This window comes from Polaromonas sp., assembly GCF_010365105.1.
Classification (GTDB): Bacteria; Pseudomonadota; Gammaproteobacteria; order Burkholderiales; family Burkholderiaceae_C; genus Polaromonas.
In genome coordinates this window covers 1-23494 of record NZ_JAAFGZ010000040.1, presented here as the reverse complement: position 1 = coordinate 23494, position 23494 = coordinate 1, and the positions used below count along the sequence as shown (strand labels likewise).

The window sequence follows — 23494 nt, the reverse complement described above, 5'->3', positions numbered from 1 at the left end:
ATGGCCATGTTCTGGAAACCAGATCATTGCGATTGCAAGCCATGGGCCTGCACTAACCGGTTTTTATCTTTTCTGGCGGTATTTGCGCAGCGCTGCGATCTGCGCTGCCATGACGGCCAGTTCGGACTGGGCCATGGCGATATCGATATCGTTCTTGGCGTTTTTCAGCGCTTCTTCAGCCAGTGCCTTGGCGGACGTTGCCTTGGCTTCGTCCAGGTCCTTGCCGCGAATGGCGGTGTCGCTCAGCACGGTCACGCAGTTGGGCTGCACTTCGAGAATGCCGCCGGCCACGAAGACGAACTCTTCGGTGCCGTCAGCCTTTTCAATGCGCACGGTGCCAGGCCGGATGCGGGTGATCAGCGGCGTGTGGCGCGGGTAAATGCCCAGCTCGCCCGCTTCGCCGGGCAGAGCCACGAACCGGGCTTCACCGGAAAAGATGGACTCTTCTGCGCTGACGACATCGACGTGGATGGTATTCATACGTATTCCAGTTTAAAAGATGAGAAAAAGTGGCATTCAGCGAGCATCTCGGGACGCTCGCCAAACACCGGCTTGATTACATCTTCTTGGCTTTTTCGAAGGCTTCGTCGATGGTGCCGACCATGTAGAAGGCTTGCTCTGGCAGGTGATCGCACTCGCCGGCGACGATCATCTTGAAGCCGCGAATGGTTTCTGCCAGGCTGACATACTTGCCGGGCGAGCCGGTGAACACTTCAGCGACGTGGAACGGCTGCGACAGAAAACGCTGGATCTTGCGGGCGCGGGCCACGGCCAGCTTGTCTTCGGGAGCCAGCTCGTCCATACCCAGAATCGCGATAATGTCGCGCAATTCCTTGTAGCGCTGCAGCGTGCCCTGCACCGCACGGGCGGTGTTGTAGTGATCTTCACCCACAACTGCTGGCGACAGCTGGCGGCTGGTCGAGTCAAGCGGATCGACCGCAGGGTAGATACCCAGCGAAGCGATGTCACGGCTCAGCACCACGGTGGAATCCAGGTGGGCAAAGGTGGTGGCAGGTGATGGATCGGTCAAGTCATCGGCAGGCACGTAAACGGCCTGGATGGAGGTGATCGAACCGACCTTGGTCGACGTGATGCGCTCTTGCAGACGGCCCATTTCCTCGGCCAGCGTCGGCTGGTAGCCCACGGCGGAAGGCATGCGGCCCAGCAGTGCGGACACTTCGGTGCCGGCCAGCGTGTAGCGGTAGATGTTGTCCACGAAGAACAGCACGTCGCGACCTTCGTCACGGAAGGACTCGGCAATCGTCAGGCCGGTCAGCGCCACGCGCAGACGGTTTCCCGGGGGCTCGTTCATCTGGCCGTAAACCATGGCGACCTTGGACTCTTCCAGGTTCTCCAGGTTCACGACGCCGGAGTCAGCCATCTCGTGGTAGAAGTCATTGCCTTCGCGGGTACGCTCACCCACACCGGCGAACACGGACAAGCCCGAGTGCGCCTTGGCGATGTTGTTGATCAGCTCCATCATGTTCACGGTCTTGCCGACACCGGCACCACCGAACAGACCGACCTTGCCGCCCTTGGCGAACGGGCACACCAAGTCAATCACCTTGATGCCGGTTTCCAGCAGTTCCTGCGATGGGCTCAGTTCGTCATAGGCCGGAGCCTTGCGGTGAATCGGAGCGGTCAGCGTCTGGTCGACCGGGCCGCGCTCGTCAATCGGCGCACCCAGCACGTCCATGATGCGGCCCAGCGTGGCCTTGCCGACGGGAACAGTGATGTTCGCGCCGGTGTTGTACACAATGTTGCCGCGGCGCAGGCCGTCGGACGTTCCCAGCGCGATGGTGCGGACAATACCGTCGCCCAGCTGCTGCTGGACTTCAAGCGTCAGGGCAGAGCCTTCCATCTTGAGCGCGTCATAAATCTTGGGCATCTGGTTACGGGCAAACTCCACGTCCACCACCGCGCCAATACACTGAACAATCTTGCCCTGGATGCTTGTGTCCACTAGAGTTTCTTGAGCCATGACCGAATCCTTTTGGTTCTTTAATCTTGTAAATCTGGGTGGCGCGGCTTAGACCGCAGCGGCACCGGCAACGATTTCCGAAAGTTCTTTCGTGATCGCCGCTTGACGCGTCTTGTTGTAAATCAGCTTGAGCTCGCCAATCACGCTGCCGGCATTGTCGGTGGCCGACTTCATGGCAACCATGCGGGCGGACTGTTCGGACGCCATGTTCTCGGCCACGGCCTGGAACACCAGCGCCTCGACATAGCGAACCAGCAGTTCGTCAATCACCGTTTGTGGATCCGGCTCATAGAGGTAGTCCCAGCCATGCTCGGTCTTGTCGGCCTGCATGCGGTCTGCGGTCAGCGGCAGCAGCTGCTCGACCACCGACTCCTGCTTCATCGTGTTGATGAAGCGGGTGTAGCAGAGGAAAACCGCCTTGATCTTGCCTTCGCTGTACGCGTCGAGCAGCACCTTCACCGGGCCGATCAGCTTGTCCAGATGCGGCTTGTCGCCCAGCTGCGTGGCATGGGCTGCCACCTTGACGCCAATGCGGTTCAGGAAGCCCAGACCCTTGTTGCCAATGGCCACGGCCTGCGCATCTTCACCGGCCGCCTGCATGTCCTTGAGCTTGGTCGTCAGGATACGCAACACGTTGGTGTTCAAACCGCCGCACAGACCTTTATCGGTGGTCACCACGATGAACCCGGTCGTCTTGGCTTCATTGGGCGCCATGAACGGATGGGTGTATTCGGGGTTCGCCTGACTCAGGTGGGCTGCAATATTGCGAATCTTGTCGCTGTAAGGGCGAGCCGCACGCATCCGTTCCTGCGCCTTGCGCATCTTGGAGGCGGCCACCATTTCCATGGCCTTGGTGATCTTGCGGGTGTTTTCCACCGACTTGATCTTGCCGCGTATTTCCTTGCCTGCTGCCATCTAGATTACCCCCACGCTGTTCACTTCGTGTAATGCGCTGCACCCCAAGGGGGCCGCTGCGCCTGCGGCCCGGCAAAGCCGGTTCCGCGGCCCCTGCTTGCAAAGGCGGCCCGTCCTGGTGGTTGCTGCGCTCATCGTTCGATTTCGATTTGCTTAGGCAAACGACTTTTTGAACGCAGCCACCGCAGTGGTCAACTCGGCTTCGGCATCCTTGTCCATGGCCTTGTTGGTTTCAAGCTTGTCCATCAGCGGCGCATGCTTGTCCTTGAGCCAGGCATGCAGGCCACTTTCGAAAGCCAGCACCCGCTTGACATCCACATCGTCCATGAAGCCCTTGTTCACGGCGAACAATGTGGCGCCCATGTCAGAGATGGACAAAGGAGAATACTGCGACTGCTTGAGCAACTCGGTGACGCGCGCGCCACGGTCGAGCTGCTTGCGGGTGGCCTCGTCCAGGTCGGAAGCGAACTGCGCAAACGCAGCCAGTTCACGGTACTGGGCCAGGTCGGTACGGATACCGCCGGACAGGTTCTTGATCAGCTTGGTCTGGGCAGCACCACCGACGCGCGACACCGAGATACCTGCGTTGATCGCGGGGCGGATACCGGCGTTGAACAGGCTGGTTTCCAGGAAAATCTGGCCATCGGTGATCGAAATCACGTTGGTTGGCACGAAAGCAGACACGTCGCCAGCTTGCGTTTCGATGATCGGCAGGGCGGTCAGTGAACCGGTCTTGCCTTTCACGGCGCCTTTGGTGAAGTCTTCGACATACTTCTCGTTCACGCGGGCAGCGCGCTCCAGCAGGCGGCTGTGGAGATAGAACACGTCGCCGGGATAGGCTTCGCGGCCTGGCGGACGGCGCAATAGCAACGAAACCTGGCGGTAGGCCACGGCCTGCTTGGACAGGTCGTCATACACGATCAGCGCGTCTTCACCGCGGTCACGGAAGTATTCGCCCATCGTGCAGCCCGAGTAGGCGCTGACGTATTGCATGGCGGCCGATTCGGAAGCCGAGGCCGCCACGACGATGGTGTAGTCCATCGCGCCGGCTTGTTCCAGCGACCGCACCACGTTCTTGATCGAAGAGGCCTTCTGGCCAATCGCGACATAAACGCACGAAACGCCCTTGCCCTTCTGGTTGATGATGGCGTCGATGGCCACGGCAGTTTTGCCGGTCTGGCGGTCGCCAATGATCAGTTCGCGCTGGCCGCGGCCGATAGGCACCATGGAGTCAACCGACTTCAGGCCGGTCTGCAATGGCTGGTCAACCGATTTACGTGCAATCACGCCGGGCGCGACCTTTTCGATCACGTCGGTCAGCTTGGCGTTGATCGGGCCCTTGCCGTCAATCGGCTGACCCAGTGCATTGACCACGCGGCCAAGCAGTTCAGGGCCGATGGGCACTTCCAGAATACGACCCGTGCATTTGACGGTGTCGCCTTCGGCAATGTGTTCGTACTCGCCCAGAATCACCGAGCCGACCGAGTCGCGCTCAAGGTTCAGTGCCAGGCCATACGTGGGTGTGCCATCTGCCGTGGCGGGAAATTCAAGCATCTCGCCCTGCATCACATCGGACAGGCCGTGGATGCGGACAATACCGTCGGCCACCGACACCACGGTGCCCTGGTTACGGATGTCGCTGCTTGCGGCGAGGCCTTCAATACGGCTCTTGATCAGTTCAGAAATTTCTGCGGGATTGAGTTGCATGACTCTTTCCTTCTTTCTATGTTATTGGCTAAAAACCCGTGACTGCGCGCGTGCGTCAGTTCAGGCGATCAGCGCCATTTTCATTTGTTCCAAACGGGCCTTGACCGAAGTGTCCAGCACCTCGTCACCCACGACCGCACGAATTCCGCCAATCAGCGACGGATCAAGTTCAAGCTTGACGCCGAGCTTGCGACCGAAGCGCTTTTCCAGTACCGCTGCAATCTCGTTCAAGGCCGGCTCATCCAGGGGAAAAGCACTGAAGACGATGGCATCGGTGACGCCGCCTGCAGCGTTCTTGAGCGAACGAAACTGGACAGCGATCTCTGGCAGCGCAGACAGGCGGCCGTTTTCAATCACCAGGCGCAGGAAATTCTTGGCAGCCGCGGGCAACGGGTCGGTGTCATGGCCGGCCACGCCGGCGATCAGGTCAAACACCTGGTCCACGCTTGCCTTCGGACTGTCGGCAAACTGGAGCAGCTGGGCGTTTTGCGCCACAACCGCCAGCCTGTCCAGCCAGAGGGCGGCAGCAGCCAGGTCGGAGCCCTGCGCCTTGAACAGCGCATCTGCGTAAGGGCGGGCAATGGTTGCAAGTTCAGCCATAGTGGTTCTGCCTTGCCTACAGCTCGGTCTTCAGGCGGCTCAGCAACTCGGCATGAACCCCGGCATTGACTTCCTTGCGGAGAATCTGCTCGGCGCCCTTGACCGCCAGCAAGGCGACCTGCTCGCGCAGTGCCTCTCTGGCCTTGACAGTTTGTTGAGCGGCTTCAGCCTGGGCTGCCGCGATGATCTTGTTGGCTTCCTCGACCGCACGGGCCTTGGCTTCCTCGACGATGCCTTGGCCACGACGGTCTGCATCGGCCAGACGGGTAGCGGTCTCGGTGCGCGACGTGGCGAGTTCGGCCTCTACACGCTTGTTGGCGGTAGAGAGTTCGGACTTGGCTTTGTCAGCGGCAGCAAGGCCGTCAGAAATTTTCTGTGCCCGCTCGTCCAGCGCTTTTGTGATTGGTGGCCACACGAACTTCATCGTGAACCAGACCAGGATCGCAAAAACGACAGCCTGCAGGAACAGGGTGGAGTTAATGTTCACGGCTTATTCCTTATAGAACCTACCAGGGTTTGCCGAAAAATTAACGCAGGACAAACGGATTGGCAAATGCGAACAGCAGGGCGATGGCAACGCCGATCAGGAAAGCAGCGTCGATCAGACCGGCCAAGATGAACATCTTGGTTTGCAGGTCGTTCATGAGTTCAGGCTGGCGTGCCGAAGCTTCGAGGAATTTGCCACCCATCAGCGCGATGCCGATAGAGGCACCGATAGCGCCGAGACCAACGATCAAACCACAAGCCAAAGCGACGAGTCCGAGAATGTTTTCCATGATTGCTCCAAAGATGAGAGGAAAGGTAAAAAGAAAAGGGAAAGAAAAAGCCAACCGCCGTCAGGCAAAAAGGCCTAGTGTGAATCGTGGGCCTGCCCCACGTAAATCAACGTCAACATCATGAAGATGAAGGCTTGCAGCGTGATCACCAGGATGTGGAAGATGCTCCACACGGTTCCGGCAACGACATGCCCAAATCCCAGCCAGAACATACCCGTGAGAGGGTTGAACTGCCAGGCCCACACGCCACCCATCAGGGCGATCAGCATGAAGACGAGTTCGCCGGCAAACATGTTGCCGAACAACCGCATGCCGTGCGAGACGGTCTTGGCGGTGAATTCAATCATTTGCATCAGAAAGTTGATCGGATACAAAAACCAGTGGTCGCCAAATGGCGCAGCGATGAGTTCGTGCGCCCAGCCGCCGACACCCTTGATCTTGATGTTGTACACCAGGCAGACCAGCAGCACGCTGACGGACAGGCCTAGGGTGGTGGACAGGTCGGCAGTGGGCACGACGCGCATGTAGGCATGTTCAGGGTCGTGGCCTGCGGCGCCATAGAACATGGCCCAGATTCGGGGAATTGCATCGACCGGCAGCATGTCCATGGCGTTCATCAGGAAAATCCAGATGAAAACGGTGAGCGCCAGCGGCGAGACCAGTTTGCGGCTCTTGGCATTGTGAATCACGCCCTTGGCCTGGCTGTCGACCATTTCCGACAGGATTTCCACTGCGGCTTGAAAGCGGCCGGGAACGCCGGAAGTGGCCTTGCGGGCCGCGCGCCACAGGAAAAAGCATCCGATGGCGCCAAGCAGGACCGAATAGATCAGCGAGTCAAGGTTGAAAAGGCTGAAATCGACAATGCTGCTTTGCTTGACACCTTCCAATGAGAAGTTTGTCTGCAGATGCTGCAGGTGGTGCTGGATGTACTCTCCAGACGTCGGGGCATGTATTCCAGCGTTTTCAGCAGCAGACATAAATCACCAATTCGTCAGTTCTTCAAAAATTTATTGATCGAGTCTTGCGCGCCGGGCCAAACCACATGGCTACCCAGTACACCTTCATCGTCACCACGAAACCTGCCAGCAAAGCCAGCCAATTCAATCCTTCAACCAGCCTGGGCGCGGCAAGCAGCATGGCCACCGTCAAGGCAATCTTGACCATTTCCCAGACAAAAAATCCGGCCAGCGCTGCATTTCCATGCATTGCCGATTTCTGGCGCGACAGGCCCCGCGCAAACAGCGCTGCGGGAACGATCACCGCCAGCGCGCCGTAACCCGCCGACCAGCCCATGCGCGCCTGACCGGTCAACAACCAAGCCAATGCCGCCACCACGATGCCAACCCCGACCTGACCCGCCCACACGGACCACAAGGAAAACGGGGGATTCAATTCCCGAACCTTTTTGGCTTCTTCGTGCGTCAGGGGCTTGAACCCCTCGTCTTGCGCCTCATCTGTCTCTTCTGCCTCGTTCAACCTGCCCGGCATGTTCACCTGCGCAGCACTCGGCAAGTCAGAACCTTCAGGGCGCTTGTGGCATTTCGCCGCTGCATCTGCCATTGTGTTCCTCACAAATTACATGAAGGTTACGAACGCCAATTTCAGCAAAGCCTCTGATTATACGTAGAAACCCCTGCCATTTGGCAATAGCCATGCGCCTCTTCTGGAATGGCGCGGTTTCACGGGCGCTTTATGATCAGGCCCGGGCCGGGGCCACAATGGCGCCTCATTCTAATGAAAGACTTCCGATGCCTGCGTTGATGAAATTCCTCCATGTTCTTGCTGCCATCGCCTGGCTGGGAGGAATCAGTTTCATGCTGTTTGCGCTGCGCCCTGCAGCGGCTGAACTGCTGACGCCGCCGCAGCGGCTGCCCCTGATCGCGCAAACGCTGCAGCGTTTCTTCAGGCTGGTCTGGGCGACGATCGTGGTGTTGCTGCTGTCCGGCCTGGCGATGCTGCTGGGCGTGGGCATGAAGAATGCACCGGCCGGCTGGCACGCCATGCTGGGCATTGGCCTGGTGATGTTTGCGTTGTTCGGCCACCTTTATTTCGGTCCTTTCCGCCGTCTCAAGCAGGCCGTCGGCGCGGCCGACTGGCCCGAAGGCGGTCGGCGCGTCGGGCAGATTGCCACGCTTTCTGCCGTCAACCTGGTGCTTGGCGTGCTGGCCATCGGCGCCGTTTTTTTCCTTGTCTGATGCCTGAGCGACCCCGATTGCTGCGCGCCACCAGGCCCTCACCCGCCACGTTGAACGCCTTCCCATGAATGCCGACCAGCCCCCGACAAGCGCCCGCAGCAACTGGCGGCTGGCGGGCATTGTCAGCCGCCTTCGCAGCGCACTGCCCTGCCGCGAGTCGCTCGCCGCCCATCCCTGGCTCAAGCCTGTCGCGCACCGCCTGCTGGACCGCCAGTTGTGGCGCGCGCAACACGAAGCCGTGGCGCGCGGCGTCGCCATCGGGATTTTCTGGGCCTTTGCCGTGCCGGTGGCACAGTTTGCGCTGGCCACCCTGAACTGCGTCTGGTGGCGCGCCAATATTCCGGTAGCGGCCGGCATGACGCTGGCGACCAACCCCTTCACCATCGGCTTCTGGCTCTGGCTGGCCTACCGGCTGGGCAGCCTGGTGCTGGACGCGCCACCGCCCGTTGCGCTGGCTGACGGCGCCGGCGTGATGGCCTGGCTGGGCTCCTTCGGCGCACCGGCCATGCTGGGCATGGGCATTTTTGCTCTCTGTGGTGCATTGACCGGCTACCTGGTCGTCAAGCTCGCCTGGCGCGTGCGCGTCGGCGTCAAACGCTGGCGCAGACAGAACACCGCCCGCACCGCCGCGACACCGCCGGCCGGCTGAACGTCACCGGCCTGCCAACCTCTTCTTCCCCCAACCGCTGCCTGCAGCCACACCCCATGCCCATGTCCGCCGACGCCAACGCCCTGCCCGACACACCTTGCTACCTCAACGGCGACTTCAGCACGCTGCGGGACGCCAAGATCAGCGTTCTCGACCGCGGCTTCATCTTTGGCGATGGCGTCTATGAAGTCGTGCCGGCCTATGCGGGCAAGCTGTTCCGCTTCGGGCAGCACATGGCGCGGCTCAACCGCAGCCTGGCCGAGTTGCGCATCGCCAATCCGCTGACGCAGGACGAGTGGCGCGACACGGCACTCAAATTGATAGCAGACTATGCCCTGTCAACGGGCGAAGATACGCAAAAAGGCAATCAACTGATCTACATCCAGGTGACCCGTGGCGTGGCCATGCGCGACCACCCGATGCTGCCCGGCCTGACACCTACCGTGTTCATCATGGTCAACCCGATGAAACTGCCCAGCGCGCAGCAGCGCGAAGAAGGCGTGGCCTGCGTCAGCGCCGGCGATTTCCGCTGGGAAAAGGCCCACATCAAGAGCACCAGCCTGCTGGGCGCGGTGTTCTCGCGCCAGATCAGCGTTGACGCCGGCGCGCTGGAAACCGTGATGTTCCGGGGCGACCACCTGAGCGAAGCGGCCGCCAGCAACGTCTGGGTGGTCAAGGGCGGCAAGGTGATGGGACCACCCAAAGACCATCTGGTGCTCGAAGGCATTCGCTATGGCCTGATCGAGGAAATCTGTCGCGCGGCCGGCATCGGGTTCGAGTTGCGCCCCATCAGCCGCGCCGAGGTGCTGGCCGCCGACGAGCTGCTGCTGTCGTCGGCCACCAAGGAAATCCTGCCCATCACCCTGCTGGACGGCCTGCCGGTCGGCCAGGGCACGCCCGGCCCGGTCTATGCAAAACTGTACGCCGCCTACCAGCAAGCCAAACAGGAGTCATCGACATGAGCGTTGAAAACGACAACAACGGCCCCACGCCTGAAAACACGCCGGCAACCCCGCCAGATGCCGAAGCCCGCAAGGATTCGCTGATCGACTACCCGTCGCTGTTTCCGATCAAGGTCATGGGCCTCAAGGTCGATGGCTATGTGCAGGCCATCACGCATATTGCGCACCAGTTCGACCCGGCATTTGACGCCTCGACCATCGAGCTGCGCGAAAGCAAGGGTGGCAAATACCTGGGCGTGACCATCACCGTCACGGCCACCAGCCGCGAGCAGCTGGATGAGCTGTACCGCACGCTGAGCACGCACCCGATGGTCAAGGTCGTGCTGTAAGCCGTCCGGCGGGCTGCTTGAGGCGGCCGGGTGCGCGTTACGCTATGTGGTTGCTTTTGGCTCCACGCTCTTTTTTCTACCCGCATGAACGAATTTCCCGACTCCCGCTGGCGCAATCCGCTGACGCAGCCACGCCAGGCGGGCCTTCTGAGTGGCGGGTCGCGCCCCCAAAATCGTCTGAGCGCCTGATCGCCTGTCCGATGCCTGACCTTGACTGGCTCAACCGCACCCAGGCATTCACGACTACGGCCGGCATGCCCTACTGGCTGCCGGGAAAAGTGTCGGTTCACACCACCGCATTTGATGAAGAATATCCCGCATCTGCCTTGCCTGCGGAGGCCATTCGCGACAGACGCATGGCGGCGGTGGAATACAAGGGCGCGCATCTGCTGAACGACCCGTATGAAATCGAGAATCGGCAGGTCGGCGCCTTGTGGGCGCGCAAGAGTCAGTCGCGCTGCCTGTTCGGGCAAATCGCCCTGCAGCAAGGCGGCCTGGGCATGGCCGGGCAACTCGACGCACTGTTGAACTGAGGGTTTGATGACGATGGAAACACGACAACTCGGCCGGGTCGATTACCTGCCCACTTACCAGGCCATGCAGGATTTCACCGCCGCACGCGATGACAGCACGCCCGATGCGCTATGGATCTGCGAGCATCCGCCGGTCTATACGCAAGGGCTGGCAGGCAAAAGCGACCATATTTTGAACCCCGGCGACATTCCCGTGGTGCAGACCAACCGGGGCGGCCAGGTGACGTTTCACGGTCCCGGCCAGGTGGTGGTCTATCCGCTGATCGACCTCAAGCGGGCGGGTTACTTCGTCAAGGAATATGTCTACCGGATTGAAGAGTCGGTGATCCGCACGCTGGCGCATTTCGGCGTGACCGGCCACCGCGTGGGCAGCGCGCCGGGCATTTACGTGCGCCTGGACGACCCGTTCTCGCATGCCCGGCTGTCACTCCCTCTCCCCCCGGGAGAGGGCGGGGGTGAGGGCTCCCCGGCCCCCGACCCCTTTCGAGGTCTCGGCAAAATCGCCGCGCTCGGCATCAAGGTCAGCCGCCACTGCACCTACCACGGGGTGGCGCTGAATGTGGCCATGGACCTGCAACCCTTCTCGCGCATCAACCCTTGCGGTTACGCAAACCTGAAAACCACAGACCTTTCTACAATCGGCGTTTCGGCCAGCTGGCAGGATGCCGCCGACGTGCTGGGCCAAAAGCTCGCCACTTACCTCGCGCCTTGATCTGACCCCAACCCATTACAAGCACACCATGAGCACACCTGAAGTCGTCCGCGAAGTCCAGAGCCTGGAAAACTACAACCCGCTGGCCAAGCAGAAGGCGGCGGCCAAGCTGTCGCGCATTCCGGTCAAGGTGGTGCAGGGCGAAATATTGAAAAAACCCGACTGGATTCGCGTCAAGGCCGGCAGCCCGACCACGCGCTTCTACGAGATCAAGCAGATCCTGCGCGAGAACAAGCTCAACACGGTGTGCGAGGAAGCCAGCTGCCCGAACATTGGCGAATGCTTTGGCAAGGGCACGGCGACCTTCATGATCATGGGCGACAAATGCACGCGCCGCTGCCCGTTCTGCGATGTCGGCCACGGCCGGCCCGACCCGCTCGACAAGGACGAGCCGCTGAACCTGGCGCGCACGGTGGCTGCGCTGAAACTGAAATACGTCGTCATCACCAGCGTGGACCGCGATGATTTGCGCGACGGCGGCAGCGGCCATTTTGTCGAATGCATCCAGCGCATCCGCGAACTCTCGCCCATGACGCAAATCGAGGTGCTGGTGCCCGACTTCCGGGGCCGCGACGACCGCGCGCTGGAAATTTTGAAGGCCTCGCCGCCCGACGTGATGAACCACAACCTCGAAACCGCGCCACGCCTGTACAAGGAAGCGCGGCCCGGCAGCGACTACCAGTTTTCACTGAACCTGCTGAAGAAGTTCAAGGCGCTGCACCCGGACGTGCCGACCAAGAGCGGCATCATGGTCGGCCTGGGCGAAACCGACGAGGAAATTTTGCAGGTCATGCAGGACATGCGCGACCACGGCATCAACATGCTGACCATCGGCCAGTACCTCGCGCCGTCCATGTCGCACCTGCCGGTGCGCCGCTATGTGCATCCGGACACCTTCAAGATGTTCGAGGAAAAGGCCTACGAGATGGGCTTCAGCCACGCCGCCGTCGGCGCGATGGTGCGCTCAAGCTACCACGCCGACGAGCAGGCGCATGCGGCCGGCGTGGCGGACAAACCCGCGCATTAACGGGTCTGCGGCTTTTCAATACCGGTAGGGATTGTTCGGACGCCGGTCGTCCCGGTTGCGCACGCCGTCGCCATCGCGGTCGCCCCGGTGCTGTCCGCGGTATTCACCTTGCGGCGGGCCGTTGTCATAAGGGACTGGATAGGCGACACAACCGGTCAGGCTGGTCAGCACCAGCACGATCGCTGCAAGTATTTTCATGGGTTTCTCCTGGTCATCCACAAGGTCGCCTGCGACAGGATGCTGTTGCCGGCAGCGCCGCAAGCGCTTGTGCCGGTTGATTTGAGTCCCGGCACATGCCTGCGAGGTGTCTGCGACATGCCTGAAGCGTGAAGCTGGCGACAACATGTAACATTTTGCGATGCGACCCCGGCCATGCTGGCAGGTGCTTGTCATGCCGAAAATAAGGCGAGTGGCCCTGCACGGGCCTTCAAAACGCCCCTATGCTTACAGCCCATGCCTGCCAACTTCTATGCCCTGGGTGCCATTGCGCTGTGGATCACCCTGGCCACTCTCGGGGTGTCGCTCAAGCACATTCCGCCCTTCTTGCTGACCGGCATCGCGCTGCTCATGGGCAGCCTGCTGGCCGTGCCCTTCGTGCTCAAAGACCGTCGGGCCTGGAAGATTTCACCAAACACTCTGGCGCTGGGTGTTTGCGGCCTGTTCGGCTACCACTTCCTGCTGTTCATTGCCCTGCGCCACGCGCCGCCGGTCGAGGCGAACCTGGTCAACTACCTGTGGCCGCTGCTCATGGTGGTGCTGGCGCCGCTGCTGCTGGTCGGCATCAGACTGCGCGCCCTGCACGTGGTCGCAGCCTTGCTGGGATTTGCCGGAGCGGCCATTGCCATTCTGGGCGCCGGCAACGGGGCTGCCGGCAGCGGCGGCTGGTCGTGGGGGTTTGTTCCGGCGCTGGCGTCGGCCTTCATCTGGGCCAGCTATTCGCTGCTGACCCAGCGCGTCAAGCCATTTCCGACGGCAGCCATCGGCCTGTTCGGGCTGGTGTCGGGGCTGCTGTCGCTGCTGTGCCACTGGGCGCTGGAGCCGCAAGCCGTGCTGTCGGGTCGCGACTGGCTGCTGCTGGCGGTGATGGGGCTGGGGCCGCTGGGCGCGGCGTTTTTTCTCTGGGACCGGGCGCTCAAGCTCGGCGATGCGCGGCAGATCGGCATTTTGAGCTACCTCACGCCGCTGGGCTCGACCGCGCTGTTGATGGGCGTCAGCGGCCGGCCCCTGAGCTGGAGCATTGGCCTGGCGGCTGCGATGATTCTGGGCGCGGCGGTGCTCGGGACCCGGACCCGGTAACGGTGCTTCGTCTGGCGCTGCGCGGCCAGGGAGGCAGAAATGCGGTTTCTGCGCGAAATTCAAGCTTTTTAAGGCTAATACGCTTGTTTCACCGACGTATTCAGCTATATTTTTAATAGCAAATCAGCGCCTGAGCCGTCGTTGAAACAGGCACCTTCCTGCGCCATCAACGGGCCTGCAGCATCACCGAGGGGTCTTCGCTGTTCAGCACTTCCTGCGCCCACAGCCTGAGCTTGCCGGCATCTGCCCGCAGGATTTGCTGCTTGACGGCCAGGATCTGCGACGGATGCATTGAAAAACTCCGCAGACCCAGCCCGAGCAGCAGCCGCGTCATGTGGACATCGCCGGCCATCTCGCCGCAGACGCTGACGCCCTTGCCCTGGGCAGTGCATTCGGCAATCGTGTCGGCCACCAGCCGCAGCACCGCCGGATGGCAGGGGTCGTACAGGTGCGCGACGGCCTCGTCGGAGCGGTCAATCGCCAGCGTGTACTGCGTCAGGTCGTTGGTGCCAATCGACAAAAAATCAAAATACTTGAGGAACACCGGCACCGTCAGCGCCGCCGCCGGAATCTCGATCATCGCGCCCAGCCGCACCGGTCCATAGACGAAGCCCCGGGCGTCAAGCTGCGCGCGCGCCTGGTTGATCAAGTCAAGCGTCTGGCGGATTTCGCTGGCGTGGGCCAGCATGGGCACGAGCAGGTTGACCTGGCCATGGGCAGCGGCACGCAGGATGGCGCGCAACTGCGTCAAGAACATCGGCGGGTCGGCCAGGCTCCAGCGTATGGCGCGCAGCCCGAGCGCCGGGTTCAGGTGGCCCTCCTGCGCCTTGGCGGTCGGCCGGTCCAGCGGCTTGTCGGAGCCGATATCGACGGTGCGGATGGTCACCGGCATGCCCTGCATGCCTTCGATGGCCCGGCGATAGGCAAAATACTGCTCGTTCTCGTCAGGCAGCTTGCCATTGCGGCCCATGAACAAAAATTCGCTGCGGAACAGCCCCACGCCCACCGCGCCGGCCTCGACCGCGCCCAGCGTGTCGTCGGGCATTTCGATGTTGGCCAGCAACTCGATACGCTGCCCGTCCATCGTCAGCGCCGGGGTGTGGCGCAAGCGGTTCAACCGCTGGCGCTCCAGCTCGCCCTGGCGCTGCTTGAAGCCGTATTCGGCCAGGATGATGGGCGACGGATCGACGATCAGCACGCCGGCATCGCCGTCGATGATGACCCAGTCGTCCTGCTTGATCAGCTGGCTGGCGCTGCGTGCGCCGACCACCGCCGGAATGTCCATGCTGCGCGCGACGATGGCGGTGTGCGAGGTGCGCCCGCCCACGTCGGTGGCAAAGCCGGCGAACAGGCTCTGCTTGAACTGCAGCATGTCGGCCGGTGAAATGTCGTGCGCCACCAGAACCAGCGGCACGTCCAGCGTGTCGTCGAGCAGCAGGTCCTGCTGCGACTGGCGGCGGCTGCTGCCGGCACGCGCCGCGCCCTGGCGGGCGGCCTGCAGCGGCGAGGCCGAGCCTTTCATGTGGCACAGGATGCGCTCGACGACCTGCTCCAGGTCAGCCTTGCGCTCGCGCAGGTAGGCGTCCTCCATCTCGTCGAACTGGCGCGCAATGATTTCGTACTGCGTCGTCAGCGCCCATTCGGCGTTGTAATGGCGATCGGTGATCCAGTGCTTCACGCCGCCGATCAGCATTTCGTCCTGCAGCAGCATGAGGTGGACGTCGAGCAGCGCGGCGATTTCATGGGGCGCGTCCTTGGGCAGGTCGTGCTGCAAACGCATGATTTCTTCCATGACGGCATTGCGCGACAGCCTGACACGCGCAATCTCGTCATCGGTGGTGGCCGGGTCGATGAAGTAATGGCTGACATCAGCCCGGCTCGACGCCACCAGCACCGCGCGTCCAATCGCCACGCCGCGAGACACCGCCAGGCCGTGAACGGAAAACGTCATGGGCGGCCTTTGGTGAAACAGCAAGCGCGCCGCGTGCCAGGCAGCCCCCATCCTGGCCTTCCCCCAGAGGGGGAAGGAGCAAAACCGGGCGCGCGGCGTTCCATTCCAGCCAGGGCCGCCGAACCGGCTTTGCCGGGCCGCAGGCGCAGCGGCCCCCTCGGGGGGCAGGGAGCTACACGCAGTGAGCGACCGTGGGGGCAAGGTTCCCGGCTTTGCCGGACTGCAGGCGGGGCGGCCCCCTCGGGGGGCAGGGAGCTACACGCAGTGAGCGACCGTGGGGGCATTTATTCCCCTTCGCCGAATTTGTCCGCCACCAGCGCCAGCAAGGCCTGCATGGCGGCGTGCTCGTCCTGGCCATCGGTTTCGATCTCGACACTGCTGCCGATGCCGGCGGCCAGCATCATCACGCCCATGATGCTCTTGGCATTGACGCGGCGCTCGCCCTTGCTCATCCAGACCTCGCTGCGAAAACTGCCGGCGAGTTTGGTGAATTTGGCGGAAGCTCTGGCATGCAGGCCCAGCTTATTGCTGATGGTCGTGCGGGTCTTGATCATGGTTTCGTTGTATCTGGTTTTGCGGTGCGGTCACGGCCACCTGCATCACGCCCTGGCTGGCGCCGGCCAGCGCGCGCGCCACCAGCGTGTCGAGCGCTTCGTGGCGGTAGCACACGGCGCGCAGCAGCATGGGCAGGTTCATGCCGGTCACCAGCTTGGTGTTGATGCCGTCTGCCAGCTTTTGCGCGACGTTGCAGGGCGTTGCTCCAAAAATATCGGTCAGCACCAGCGCCTGCGGCAGGCCAAGCTGACTGAGCACCAGGCCGGCCTGCGCCAGGGTTTCTTCGGGAGGCGTCTGGGGCTGCACGTCGAACGCCTGCACGCCGGCATCAATGTCTGGAAAGACATGGCGCACGCACTGGAGAAAGGCAGAGGCCAGCGGTGCATGGGCGATGATGAAAATGCCGTTCATTGCGCTCAATTATCAGCGTTCACACTGACAAAGTAGCCATAGGCAGCGATACCGCAACACAAATACACCGCCATGGCCGCCTGGAAGCTGGCGACCTGCGCCAGGCCCATGGCCGCAAAACCGTCCATCAGCAGCCCCAGGCCCCACTGGGCGACAAACACCCCGGCAAAAATCACCAGGTTGAAGGCCGACAGCGCGCGCCCGGCCAGACTGGCCCGAAACGACATGCCGACGGCTGGCTGGGCCAGGCCCAGCACGCTGGAAGTCACGCAAAACAGTGCCCAGCCCAGCCAGCCGGTGGCCGTGCCGGCAAAGATATTGAACGCCAGCACCGCCAGGCTGAGCGGAACCCCCCAGGCGATCAGGCGCGCAGCCGACCAGCCACGGCGGGCTAGGTGGGGGTTGACCATGCCCCAGCTCCAGAAGGTCACCAGCATGCTGGCATTGATCCAGAAAAGGCCGGTGGCCGATTCCAGCGGGGTGTTGCCGGTCACCCGCACCATCCAGGGCCCGGCCCACAGCGTCTGGATGGCGACCATGCCGCCGTAGTTGAAGAAAGCCAGCGGCGCCATCTTGTGGAAATAGCGGCTGCGCCAGATGGGCGCATAACCGGCTTCCTCGTGAATGGCGCTTTCCGGGCTCAACCCGGCGGGCACCGGCAGCGCAGTCGCCCGCCAGCCCGGCACGACCCAGGCAATCGCCGCCATCGACAACACAACCAGCCCCGCCAGCAGCCAGAACAGCGCCCGCCAGCCGGTCAGCGGCATCAGCCACTGCACCGGCAGCGTCGAGGCCAGCATGCCGAGCGAGCCGGTCATCAGCATCCATGAATTGGTGCGCAGCAGCGTGGCCGCGTCAAACCAGCGGCGGTAGCCGGTCAGCGCGGCCATCAGGCAGGCGCCCACGCCCATGCCGAGCAGCACGCGCGCGGTCAGCAGCCCGGTAAAACTGCTGGCGGCTGAAAACGCCAGACAGCCGATCACCGCCAGGCTCAAAAACCACAGGATGACGCGCTTGGGCCCATGCCGGTCCAGCCAGGTGCCCAACGGCAACTGGACAGCGGCAAAGCCCAGAAAATAACCGCCAGCCAGCAGCCCCAGGTCCCGCGCCTGCAGCGCGAACTCCTGCGTCAGCACCGGCGCGAGCGTGGCAGTGATGGCGCGCAGCAGCGCCGAGACAAAGTAAGCCGCCGCAAACGCCAGAAACACCAGGGTGGCCGCGCCGGCGCCCAGCCGGTCCGGCAGAGGGATTGCATTTCTTGGCGTCACGGCGTCATTCAAACTTCAGGCTGGAAAAAAACGTTTCGGCCACATCGGGCGTGATGTGCGGCGCATACATCACCACCTGGAACAATTGCGAGCCCTGCGCAAAATACGCGGCCTGCCCGCTGACGGCGGTGCCATCGCCGCGCTGTCCCTGCGCCTGCAGGCGGGTGACGGGGATACCGGGCGATGCACCGGGAACGTTCAGGAGGAGCAACTGGCGGCTGGCGCGCGTGGCCTTCATGTTGGCCAGCGTCAGGTCCTGCCACAGCGCCAGGACCGAAGCCGCCTGCAAGGGGTCGCCCACATCGGCGATGGCGACGGCAAAGGTTGCGCCGTCCGCATCGCAGCCAAGCATCGACAGCGGCGTTGCCCGCCCGCCGAGCGGAACGACCTTTTGCGCCTTGTCGGGTTTGCACGGCAGCAGCAGGTTCAGGCGCGTGCCTTCGGGCCGTACTTCGCGCCAGTTGAGGGCTGGACTGCAGCCGGCCAGCACCAGCAGGGCGGCCAGTCCGGCGTTCATCAAAATCGAAAATCGAAACATCCAGCGCACCCCAGCCTTGTCAAAAACTGCGACCCTTCCGCAGGCCTTGCACTTTACAGGCAATCGGCGCGGTCCCGTGCCGGGCACCAGGTTTGACAAGGCGCAGGTGACAGCCGGCGAACAAGGCTGTCGTGCGCCAAGCTGTTTTCAGGCATGAAAGTGCCTCCTCCGCAAGAAGGTCCTATGTTTATAGCTATTGATTCAATAGCAAACGCCGCAGGGCCTGCGGCTGGCCACATGACAAGGCCGGTTGAAAGCAAGGGGCGTTGGTCCTAAACTGCGCTTTTGCCTTGAACCCTCAACGCCCGCCATGCCATGACACTTGCCGCTCCGCTTTTCCTGCTGCTGGCGGGGCTGTGCATGACGCCCGTCGCGCAGGCCCAGCCGGCGCCGCTTGCCAGCCAGGCTGCGGCCCGTGCCCCCGATGCCCTGCCCGCCCTGCGCAGCCAGGCCGAGTTTGACGCGCTGGCCCGTGTCCACAACCCCGGAACGGCGACGGCGCTGCCGCATGTGATGTTTGCCATCGACCGGCTGCCCGTGCCGGCGCGCATGCACTACCTGAACACGCCGCGCTTTGGCCTGCACGAGCATTTTGTCCGCCAGACCGGCCTGATGCCGCGTGCCGACGAGCAGACCATCAAAAGCAACTACCTGCGCCCGGACCGCCGCTTTCTGTTCGGCACGGTCAGCTGGCAGCCGGACATCGCCGCCTTCACCTACGAATTCTGGGAAGGCGACCAGCTGACCGAGCCGCTGCTGCGCCAGGCCGACCAGCTCCTCAAGGCCAGCTTTTTCGCACCGCTCCAACTCAAGACCAGCTCGACGCTGCACGAGCGCCTCGCCCAGAAGATGGGGCTGGCCTTCGTCACCCAGGAAGCGCTGATTCGCCAGCAGCCCTTCATGTCGCTGAATCCGGGCGTGGCCACCGGCCGGCTGCGCATCGTGGAGACAACCGACGACGCAGACACGCTGCGGCCGGACGACATTGCCGTGCTCCGGCAGGTGCCGCTCAGCCTGGCGCCGGTTGCCGGGGTGCTGACCGAGCGGGCCTCGACGGTGCTGTCGCATGTCAACCTGCTGGCCAAGGGCTGGGGCATTCCGAATGCTTATGTGCGTGATGCGGCCAGCCTGCTGCGCGCGCAAGCGGGGCAGTGGGTCGAGCTGAAGGTAGCGGCGTCCGGCTACGCGCTGCGCCGCCTGACGGAGCCGGAAATTGCTGCCTGGCAGCTTCGTCAAAAACAGGTGATCCCCCAGAAAGTCGTGCCCGTCGCCAGGCCCGATCTGGACGAAACCCGCCTCTGGCCGCTGGTCGCCCTGCGGCCCCGGCACAGCGCGCAATGCGGCGCCAAGGCCGCCAACCTGGGCGCCCTGCAGCTCGCGGGCATTGCCGGCACGTTTGTTCCCGATGGCTTTTGCATTCCGTTTTCGCATTACGACCGTTTCATGCGCACCCACCGCCTGGCCGACCGGCTGGCGCGGATGCAGCAACTGCCGGGCTTCAAGACCGACCCGAAAATCCGCAAGGAGGCGCTGACCCGTCTGCGCGGCGAGATCGTTCAGTGGCCGCTGGACCGCCCGACGGTGGCCGAATGGCAGGGGCGCTGGCAAAACCAGCTGGGCGGCCGGGGCGTGTTCGTGCGCAGCTCGTCCAATTCAGAGGATTTGCCCGGCTTCAGCGGCGCTGGCCTCTACACCACCGTGCCGAATGTACTGACCGGCGAGGCGCTGGAGCGTGCGGTGAAGACGGTCTGGGCCTCGGTATTCAACTTTGAAGCCTGGGAGGCACGCGGCGCGGCGCGCTTTCCTGCCGACGCGGTGATGATGGGCGTTTTCGTGCAGACCGCCATCGACGCGGCCAACGCCGGCGTGATGATCACCCGCGACCCGTTCAGCGCTGGCGGCTGGCATGTCACCTACCTTTCTGCCAAGCGCGGCATCGGCATCCGGGTGGTCGAAGGCCAGCGCGTGGCCGAACAGGTGACGTATTCAAGCTGGTCCCGGGCGATCCAGGTGCTCAGCCGCTCGGCCGACCACACCGCGCTGCAACTCGACGCAGGCGGCGGCGTGAGGGAAGTGCCGGTCGAGGTCGGCCGCGTCGTGCTGAACGACACGCTGGTGCTGCGCCTGGCCGGCGTCGGCGCGGCGGTCAAGCAGGTGTTTGGCGGCGTGGACCAGGACATCGAATGGGCCACGGTCGGCGGCCGCATCGCGCTGCTGCAGGCGCGGCCCTATGTGGACCGCAGCACCGCGCCGTCCAGACCCTGATATTTGTAGCCAAAAAGGCCATTTCCGCTCGCCTGCAAAGGGTTTGCAGCTATCAAAAAAAGAGCTTGCGAATTTGTGCCGATACGCAGGCAAAATAAGCCCATGAACTCTCTTCAAGGCATCCGCATTCTCGATTTATCCCGCGTGCTCGCGGGCCCGTGGTGTACCCAGACGCTGGCCGACCTGGGCGCCGATGTCATCAAGATCGAGCGCCCCGGCAGCGGCGACGACACCCGCACCTGGGGGCCGCCCTTCCTGAAAAACGACGACGGCACGGAAACGCATGAAGCCGCCTATTACCTGGGCGCCAACCGCAACAAGCGCTCGGTGACCTGCGACATAGCCCAGCCGGCCGGGCAAGCCCTGATTCGTGAACTGGTGCTGCACTGCGACGTGTTCGTCGAGAATTTCAAGGTCGGCGACATGGCGCGCTACGGCCTCGATTACGCCTGCCTGAAAACGCTGAATCCGCGCCTGGTGTACTGCTCGGTCACCGGCTTCGGCCAGAACGGCCCGTATGCCGAGCGCGCCGGCTACGACTATGCCATCCAGGGCATGGGCGGGCTGATGAGCGTGACCGGCGAGCGCGACGACCTGGGCGGGGGTCCGCAAAAAGTCGGCGTCGCCGTGGCCGACCTGATGACCGGCATGTATGCCACCGTCGGCATTTTGGCGGCGCTGCGCCATGCCGAAAAGACCGGCGAAGGCCAGCAGGTGGACATGGCGCTGCTCGACACGCAGGTCGCCATGCTGGCCAATCTGGGAGCGAATTATCTGGTCAGCGGCAAGGTGCCGCAGCGCGTCGGCAATGCGCACCAGAACATCGTGCCTTACCAGGTGTTCGAGGTCGCGCCCGCCGCCGACGGCAGCAAAGACCATCTGATCCTGGCCGTAGGCAACGATTCGCAATACGTGAAATTTTGCAAGGTCGCGGGCATTCCCGAACTCGGCGTGAATCCGCTGTTTGCCAAGAACCGCGACCGGGTGTTGAACCGCAGCCAGCTGGTGCCGATTCTTGAAAGCGTCATGAAGCTGCGCGGCAAGACCGACTGGCTGGCCGCGCTGGAAGGCGCCAAGGTGCCTTGCGGCGCCATCAACAACCTGGCAGAGGTCTTCACCGATCCGCAGATCGAAGCCCGCGACATGGTCACGCACTGGCAGCATCCGTTCAAAAGCGATCTGTCGCTGGTGGCCAGCCCGATCAAGCTCAGCGCCACGCCGGTGCGTGGGCCGGGCCAGGGCGGCTTGGCACCGCCGCTGCTGGGCCAGCACACCGACGAAGTGCTGCGCGAGGTCCTGCATTACTCCGAAGCGCAATTGCTGGAGTTAAAAAATACAAAGGTGATCTGATGGCCAATTTTGTCCTCGTGCATGGCGCCTGGCACGGCGGCTGGTGCTGGCAGCGTGTGAGCCAGGCGCTGCAACAGCAGGGCCACCGGGTGCATGCGGTCACGCTGACCGGCCTGGGCGAACGCGCCCATCTGTTGTCCGCCAGCATCACGCTGGACACGCACATCGACGACGTGCTCCATCTGATCGAGGCCGAAGAACTGGACGACGTGGTGCTCGCCGTGCATTCCTACGCCGGCATGATCGGCACGGCGGTAGCCGACCGCTTGGGCCAGCGCCTGAAGCATCTGGTGTATGTCGATGCGGTGCTGCCCAAGCCCGGCGAAAGCTGGAGCAGCACGCAGTCCGGCGCCACCCAGCAGCAGCGCCTGGCGGCAGCCCAGGCGTCGCCACATTTCAGCTTTCCGCCGCCCGATCCGGAGGTCTTTGGCCTCAAGGATGCCGACCGCGAATGGGTCCGGCGCCGGCAGACGCCGCACCCCGGCAACACCTACCAGGCACCTTTGCAGTTCGACATGGAGCGCGTCGCCGCCGTGCCGCGCACCTTTGTCAGCTGCACCGAGCCTGCCCTGGCAACCATCGCACCAAGCCGCCTGCGGGCCCGGGACCCGCTGTTCTGGAACGGCGCCTGGCTGCCCCAGGGGCGCTATATCGAGCTTCAAACCGGCCATGACCCGATGGTCAGCGAGCCTGCGGCTTTGGTTGAAATCCTGCTCGGCTGCAGCGCCTGAACAGGCATCGTCCGTCAAAAATACCGACCGTTTCATGGATTGTTGACGGCCGCTGCCGTTACAAATTCATGCGTTGCGGGCAGCAAAACGAGGCCGGCTGACTTCCTTTGCACATCGTCCGATGGCCGCCGCAACGGCCCGACATCAAGACGCTGCACAAATTCCAGTGCGGGGGATTAGTCCAAGCGGCTCATTGCAGCTGTCACCAGCCGTTTCAATAATTGCATCCACCGCTCAAACCAGCGGGATGAAAAATTATGAAAGAAACGTGCCCAGTCTCGACAGACTCCAACCCCCGCCCCACGGGTTTTGAATTGTCGAGACAGCGCAACGCAATGAAGACTTCACCTTCAACGACTGACAGGTCCGCACCATGAATCAAATTTACAGCCTTGTTTTGAACCACTCCACCGGCGCCTGCCAGGCTGTTTCCGAAGTTGCCAAAGGCAGCCGCCAGGCGACCTCGGCCACCGGCGGCGAAACCTGCCCGCCACGCCGGACCCGGCTGGCCAGCGCCTGCCTGATTGCACTGGCGACGCTGGCGGGCGCCAGCGCCTGGGCACAGGACACCGCCGGAGCCATCACGGGCACCCAGGGCGCCAACGGCGCCAACGGCTTTATTAACGGCGCGAACGGCTCTGCAGGCGCTGCCGCCGTACAGGCAAGCAGCAGCGGCACCCATTCCGGCGTGCTCACAGGCGGCGCCGGCGGCACCGGCGGTTCGGGCTTGCTGCGTGGCGGCA

26 protein-coding genes and 1 pseudogene are annotated in these 23494 nt (G+C 63.0%); 12 read left to right on the top strand and 15 right to left on the bottom strand.

From position 1 onward, the window contains the following. Positions 1-63: 63 nt before the first annotated feature. The 9 genes from GZ092_RS18720 to GZ092_RS18680 form a co-directional block, all read right to left on the bottom strand. Entirely contained in the window at positions 64-480 is a 417-nt protein-coding gene (locus GZ092_RS18720) for a F0F1 ATP synthase subunit epsilon (RefSeq protein ID WP_293638592.1), read from the bottom strand. A 76-nt stretch (positions 481-556) separates the two neighbouring features. Further along, positions 557-1981: a F0F1 ATP synthase subunit beta gene (gene atpD, locus GZ092_RS18715; protein WP_036806937.1), complete on the bottom strand. Its 1425-nt coding sequence runs from the start codon at positions 1979-1981 to the stop codon at positions 557-559. Between the two features lie 48 nt (positions 1982-2029). Beyond that, the gene (atpG, locus tag GZ092_RS18710) at positions 2030-2896 is read right to left on the bottom strand and encodes a F0F1 ATP synthase subunit gamma (protein WP_293638589.1); all 867 of its coding nucleotides are present in this window, start codon (positions 2894-2896) and stop codon (positions 2030-2032) included. 153 nt (positions 2897-3049) lie between these two features. After that, positions 3050-4603: a F0F1 ATP synthase subunit alpha gene (atpA, locus tag GZ092_RS18705; RefSeq protein WP_293638587.1), complete on the bottom strand. Its 1554-nt coding sequence runs from the start codon at positions 4601-4603 to the stop codon at positions 3050-3052. A gap of 60 nt (positions 4604-4663) precedes the next feature. Next, complete coding sequence (locus GZ092_RS18700; protein ID WP_293638586.1) at positions 4664-5203, bottom strand: F0F1 ATP synthase subunit delta; 540 nt, start codon at positions 5201-5203, stop codon at positions 4664-4666. A 16-nt stretch (positions 5204-5219) separates the two neighbouring features. Next, a complete protein-coding gene (locus GZ092_RS18695) occupies positions 5220-5690 on the bottom strand; it encodes a F0F1 ATP synthase subunit B (RefSeq protein WP_196863446.1) in 471 nt (156 codons plus the stop codon). 40 nt (positions 5691-5730) lie between these two features. Continuing rightward, positions 5731-5979, bottom strand: coding sequence for a F0F1 ATP synthase subunit C (gene atpE / locus GZ092_RS18690; RefSeq protein ID WP_011799683.1), 249 nt, complete (start codon positions 5977-5979; stop codon positions 5731-5733). A gap of 74 nt (positions 5980-6053) precedes the next feature. Beyond that, positions 6054-6956, bottom strand: a complete 903-nt coding sequence (gene atpB / locus GZ092_RS18685) for a F0F1 ATP synthase subunit A (RefSeq protein WP_293638582.1) — start codon at positions 6954-6956, stop codon at positions 6054-6056. A gap of 22 nt (positions 6957-6978) precedes the next feature. Next, positions 6979-7467 (bottom strand): ATP synthase subunit I, encoded by a 489-nt coding sequence (locus GZ092_RS18680; protein WP_293638605.1) that lies wholly within the window; start codon positions 7465-7467, stop codon positions 6979-6981. A gap of 260 nt (positions 7468-7727) precedes the next feature. Here GZ092_RS18680 and GZ092_RS18675 point away from each other — a divergent pair, with 260 nt between their 5' ends. The 7 genes from GZ092_RS18675 (at position 7728) to lipA (ending at position 12386) form a co-directional block, all read left to right on the top strand. Further along, positions 7728-8174 (top strand): DUF4149 domain-containing protein, encoded by a 447-nt coding sequence (locus tag GZ092_RS18675; protein ID WP_293638580.1) that lies wholly within the window; start codon positions 7728-7730, stop codon positions 8172-8174. A gap of 64 nt (positions 8175-8238) precedes the next feature. Continuing rightward, complete coding sequence (locus GZ092_RS18670) at positions 8239-8823, top strand: DUF2062 domain-containing protein (protein ID WP_293638578.1); 585 nt, start codon at positions 8239-8241, stop codon at positions 8821-8823. Positions 8824-8885: 62 nt separating this feature from the next. Continuing rightward, a complete protein-coding gene (locus GZ092_RS18665; protein ID WP_293638604.1) occupies positions 8886-9785 on the top strand; it encodes a D-amino acid aminotransferase in 900 nt (299 codons plus the stop codon). After that, the gene (locus tag GZ092_RS18660; protein WP_293638576.1) at positions 9782-10114 is read left to right on the top strand and encodes a DUF493 family protein; all 333 of its coding nucleotides are present in this window, start codon (positions 9782-9784) and stop codon (positions 10112-10114) included. Before GZ092_RS18665 ends, GZ092_RS18660 begins: the two co-directional genes overlap by 4 nt. A 200-nt stretch (positions 10115-10314) precedes the next feature. Beyond that, on the top strand, positions 10315-10647 hold the full coding sequence (locus GZ092_RS18655) for a hypothetical protein (RefSeq protein WP_293638574.1): 333 nt from the start codon (positions 10315-10317) through the stop codon (positions 10645-10647). A 7-nt stretch (positions 10648-10654) separates the two neighbouring features. Beyond that, positions 10655-11359, top strand: coding sequence for a lipoyl(octanoyl) transferase LipB (gene lipB / locus GZ092_RS18650; RefSeq protein WP_293638572.1), 705 nt, complete (start codon positions 10655-10657; stop codon positions 11357-11359). Between the two features lie 28 nt (positions 11360-11387). Beyond that, positions 11388-12386 carry a lipoyl synthase gene (lipA, locus tag GZ092_RS18645; RefSeq protein WP_293638570.1) on the top strand — a complete coding sequence of 333 codons (999 nt, stop codon included), beginning with the start codon at positions 11388-11390 and terminating at the stop codon, positions 12384-12386. 15 nt (positions 12387-12401) lie between these two features. On the opposite strand, the gene GZ092_RS18640 is transcribed toward lipA, so the two are convergent. Continuing rightward, a complete protein-coding gene (locus tag GZ092_RS18640) occupies positions 12402-12584 on the bottom strand; it encodes a hypothetical protein (protein WP_293638569.1) in 183 nt (60 codons plus the stop codon). A 255-nt stretch (positions 12585-12839) separates the two neighbouring features. Between GZ092_RS18640 and GZ092_RS18635 the strand changes: the two genes are divergently transcribed. Continuing rightward, positions 12840-13682 carry a DMT family transporter gene (locus GZ092_RS18635; protein ID WP_293638568.1) on the top strand — a complete coding sequence of 281 codons (843 nt, stop codon included), beginning with the start codon at positions 12840-12842 and terminating at the stop codon, positions 13680-13682. A gap of 166 nt (positions 13683-13848) precedes the next feature. Here GZ092_RS18635 and ptsP read toward each other — a convergent pair whose 3' ends face one another. The 5 genes from ptsP to GZ092_RS18610 form a co-directional block, all read right to left on the bottom strand. Continuing rightward, the gene (ptsP, locus tag GZ092_RS18630; protein ID WP_293638567.1) at positions 13849-15633 is read right to left on the bottom strand and encodes a phosphoenolpyruvate--protein phosphotransferase; all 1785 of its coding nucleotides are present in this window, start codon (positions 15631-15633) and stop codon (positions 13849-13851) included. Positions 15634-15917: 284 nt separating this feature from the next. Then, a complete protein-coding gene (locus GZ092_RS18625) occupies positions 15918-16187 on the bottom strand; it encodes an HPr family phosphocarrier protein (protein ID WP_293638565.1) in 270 nt (89 codons plus the stop codon). Beyond that, on the bottom strand, positions 16156-16599 hold the full coding sequence (locus GZ092_RS18620; RefSeq protein WP_293638563.1) for a PTS fructose transporter subunit IIA: 444 nt from the start codon (positions 16597-16599) through the stop codon (positions 16156-16158). Before GZ092_RS18620 ends, GZ092_RS18625 begins: the two co-directional genes overlap by 32 nt. Positions 16600-16604: 5 nt before the next feature. Beyond that, a complete protein-coding gene (locus tag GZ092_RS18615) occupies positions 16605-17867 on the bottom strand; it encodes an MFS transporter (protein ID WP_293638561.1) in 1263 nt (420 codons plus the stop codon). 4 nt (positions 17868-17871) lie between these two features. Continuing rightward, positions 17872-18384 (bottom strand): hypothetical protein, encoded by a 513-nt coding sequence (locus GZ092_RS18610; RefSeq protein ID WP_293638559.1) that lies wholly within the window; start codon positions 18382-18384, stop codon positions 17872-17874. A 336-nt stretch (positions 18385-18720) separates the two neighbouring features. Between GZ092_RS18610 and GZ092_RS18605 the strand changes: the two genes are divergently transcribed. The 4 genes and pseudogenes from GZ092_RS18605 to GZ092_RS18590 form a co-directional block, all read left to right on the top strand. Beyond that, entirely contained in the window at positions 18721-20670 is a 1950-nt protein-coding gene (locus GZ092_RS18605) for a PEP/pyruvate-binding domain-containing protein (protein WP_293638557.1), read from the top strand. Positions 20671-20772: 102 nt separating this feature from the next. After that, complete coding sequence (locus GZ092_RS18600) at positions 20773-22020, top strand: CaiB/BaiF CoA-transferase family protein (RefSeq protein ID WP_293638555.1); 1248 nt, start codon at positions 20773-20775, stop codon at positions 22018-22020. Beyond that, complete coding sequence (locus GZ092_RS18595; protein WP_293638553.1) at positions 22020-22751, top strand: alpha/beta hydrolase; 732 nt, start codon at positions 22020-22022, stop codon at positions 22749-22751. Before GZ092_RS18600 ends, GZ092_RS18595 begins: the two co-directional genes overlap by 1 nt. A 397-nt stretch (positions 22752-23148) precedes the next feature. Beyond that, positions 23149-23494, top strand: a pseudogene (locus GZ092_RS18590) (hypothetical protein); the annotation flags it as partial.

Excerpts from the sequence above, each read along its gene's own strand:
- ptsP (WP_293638567.1), bottom strand. The coding sequence starts at position 15,633 with ATGACGTTTTCCGTTCACGGCCTGGCGGTGTCTCGCGGCGTGGCGATT.
- atpA (WP_293638587.1), bottom strand. The coding sequence starts at position 4,603 with ATGCAACTCAATCCCGCAGAAATTTCTGAACTGATCAAGAGCCGTATT.
- GZ092_RS18720 (WP_293638592.1), bottom strand. The coding sequence starts at position 480 with ATGAATACCATCCACGTCGATGTCGTCAGCGCAGAAGAGTCCATCTTT.
- GZ092_RS18680 (WP_293638605.1), bottom strand. The coding sequence starts at position 7,467 with ATGCCGGGCAGGTTGAACGAGGCAGAAGAGACAGATGAGGCGCAAGAC.
- GZ092_RS18595 (WP_293638553.1), top strand. The coding sequence starts at position 22,020 with ATGGCCAATTTTGTCCTCGTGCATGGCGCCTGGCACGGCGGCTGGTGC.
- GZ092_RS18675 (WP_293638580.1), top strand. The coding sequence starts at position 7,728 with ATGCCTGCGTTGATGAAATTCCTCCATGTTCTTGCTGCCATCGCCTGG.
- atpB (WP_293638582.1), bottom strand. The coding sequence starts at position 6,956 with ATGTCTGCTGCTGAAAACGCTGGAATACATGCCCCGACGTCTGGAGAG.
- GZ092_RS18635 (WP_293638568.1), top strand. The coding sequence starts at position 12,840 with ATGCCTGCCAACTTCTATGCCCTGGGTGCCATTGCGCTGTGGATCACC.
- GZ092_RS18605 (WP_293638557.1), top strand. The coding sequence starts at position 18,721 with ATGACACTTGCCGCTCCGCTTTTCCTGCTGCTGGCGGGGCTGTGCATG.
- GZ092_RS18665 (WP_293638604.1), top strand. The coding sequence starts at position 8,886 with ATGTCCGCCGACGCCAACGCCCTGCCCGACACACCTTGCTACCTCAAC.
- atpD (WP_036806937.1), bottom strand. The coding sequence starts at position 1,981 with ATGGCTCAAGAAACTCTAGTGGACACAAGCATCCAGGGCAAGATTGTT.
- lipB (WP_293638572.1), top strand. The coding sequence starts at position 10,655 with ATGACGATGGAAACACGACAACTCGGCCGGGTCGATTACCTGCCCACT.
- GZ092_RS18620 (WP_293638563.1), bottom strand. The coding sequence starts at position 16,599 with ATGAACGGCATTTTCATCATCGCCCATGCACCGCTGGCCTCTGCCTTT.
- GZ092_RS18625 (WP_293638565.1), bottom strand. The coding sequence starts at position 16,187 with ATGATCAAGACCCGCACGACCATCAGCAATAAGCTGGGCCTGCATGCC.
- lipA (WP_293638570.1), top strand. The coding sequence starts at position 11,388 with ATGAGCACACCTGAAGTCGTCCGCGAAGTCCAGAGCCTGGAAAACTAC.
- atpG (WP_293638589.1), bottom strand. The coding sequence starts at position 2,896 with ATGGCAGCAGGCAAGGAAATACGCGGCAAGATCAAGTCGGTGGAAAAC.
- GZ092_RS18660 (WP_293638576.1), top strand. The coding sequence starts at position 9,782 with ATGAGCGTTGAAAACGACAACAACGGCCCCACGCCTGAAAACACGCCG.
- GZ092_RS18640 (WP_293638569.1), bottom strand. The coding sequence starts at position 12,584 with ATGAAAATACTTGCAGCGATCGTGCTGGTGCTGACCAGCCTGACCGGT.
- GZ092_RS18655 (WP_293638574.1), top strand. The coding sequence starts at position 10,315 with ATGCCTGACCTTGACTGGCTCAACCGCACCCAGGCATTCACGACTACG.
- GZ092_RS18610 (WP_293638559.1), bottom strand. The coding sequence starts at position 18,384 with ATGAACGCCGGACTGGCCGCCCTGCTGGTGCTGGCCGGCTGCAGTCCA.
- atpE (WP_011799683.1), bottom strand. The coding sequence starts at position 5,979 with ATGGAAAACATTCTCGGACTCGTCGCTTTGGCTTGTGGTTTGATCGTT.
- GZ092_RS18600 (WP_293638555.1), top strand. The coding sequence starts at position 20,773 with ATGAACTCTCTTCAAGGCATCCGCATTCTCGATTTATCCCGCGTGCTC.
- GZ092_RS18670 (WP_293638578.1), top strand. The coding sequence starts at position 8,239 with ATGAATGCCGACCAGCCCCCGACAAGCGCCCGCAGCAACTGGCGGCTG.
- GZ092_RS18700 (WP_293638586.1), bottom strand. The coding sequence starts at position 5,203 with ATGGCTGAACTTGCAACCATTGCCCGCCCTTACGCAGATGCGCTGTTC.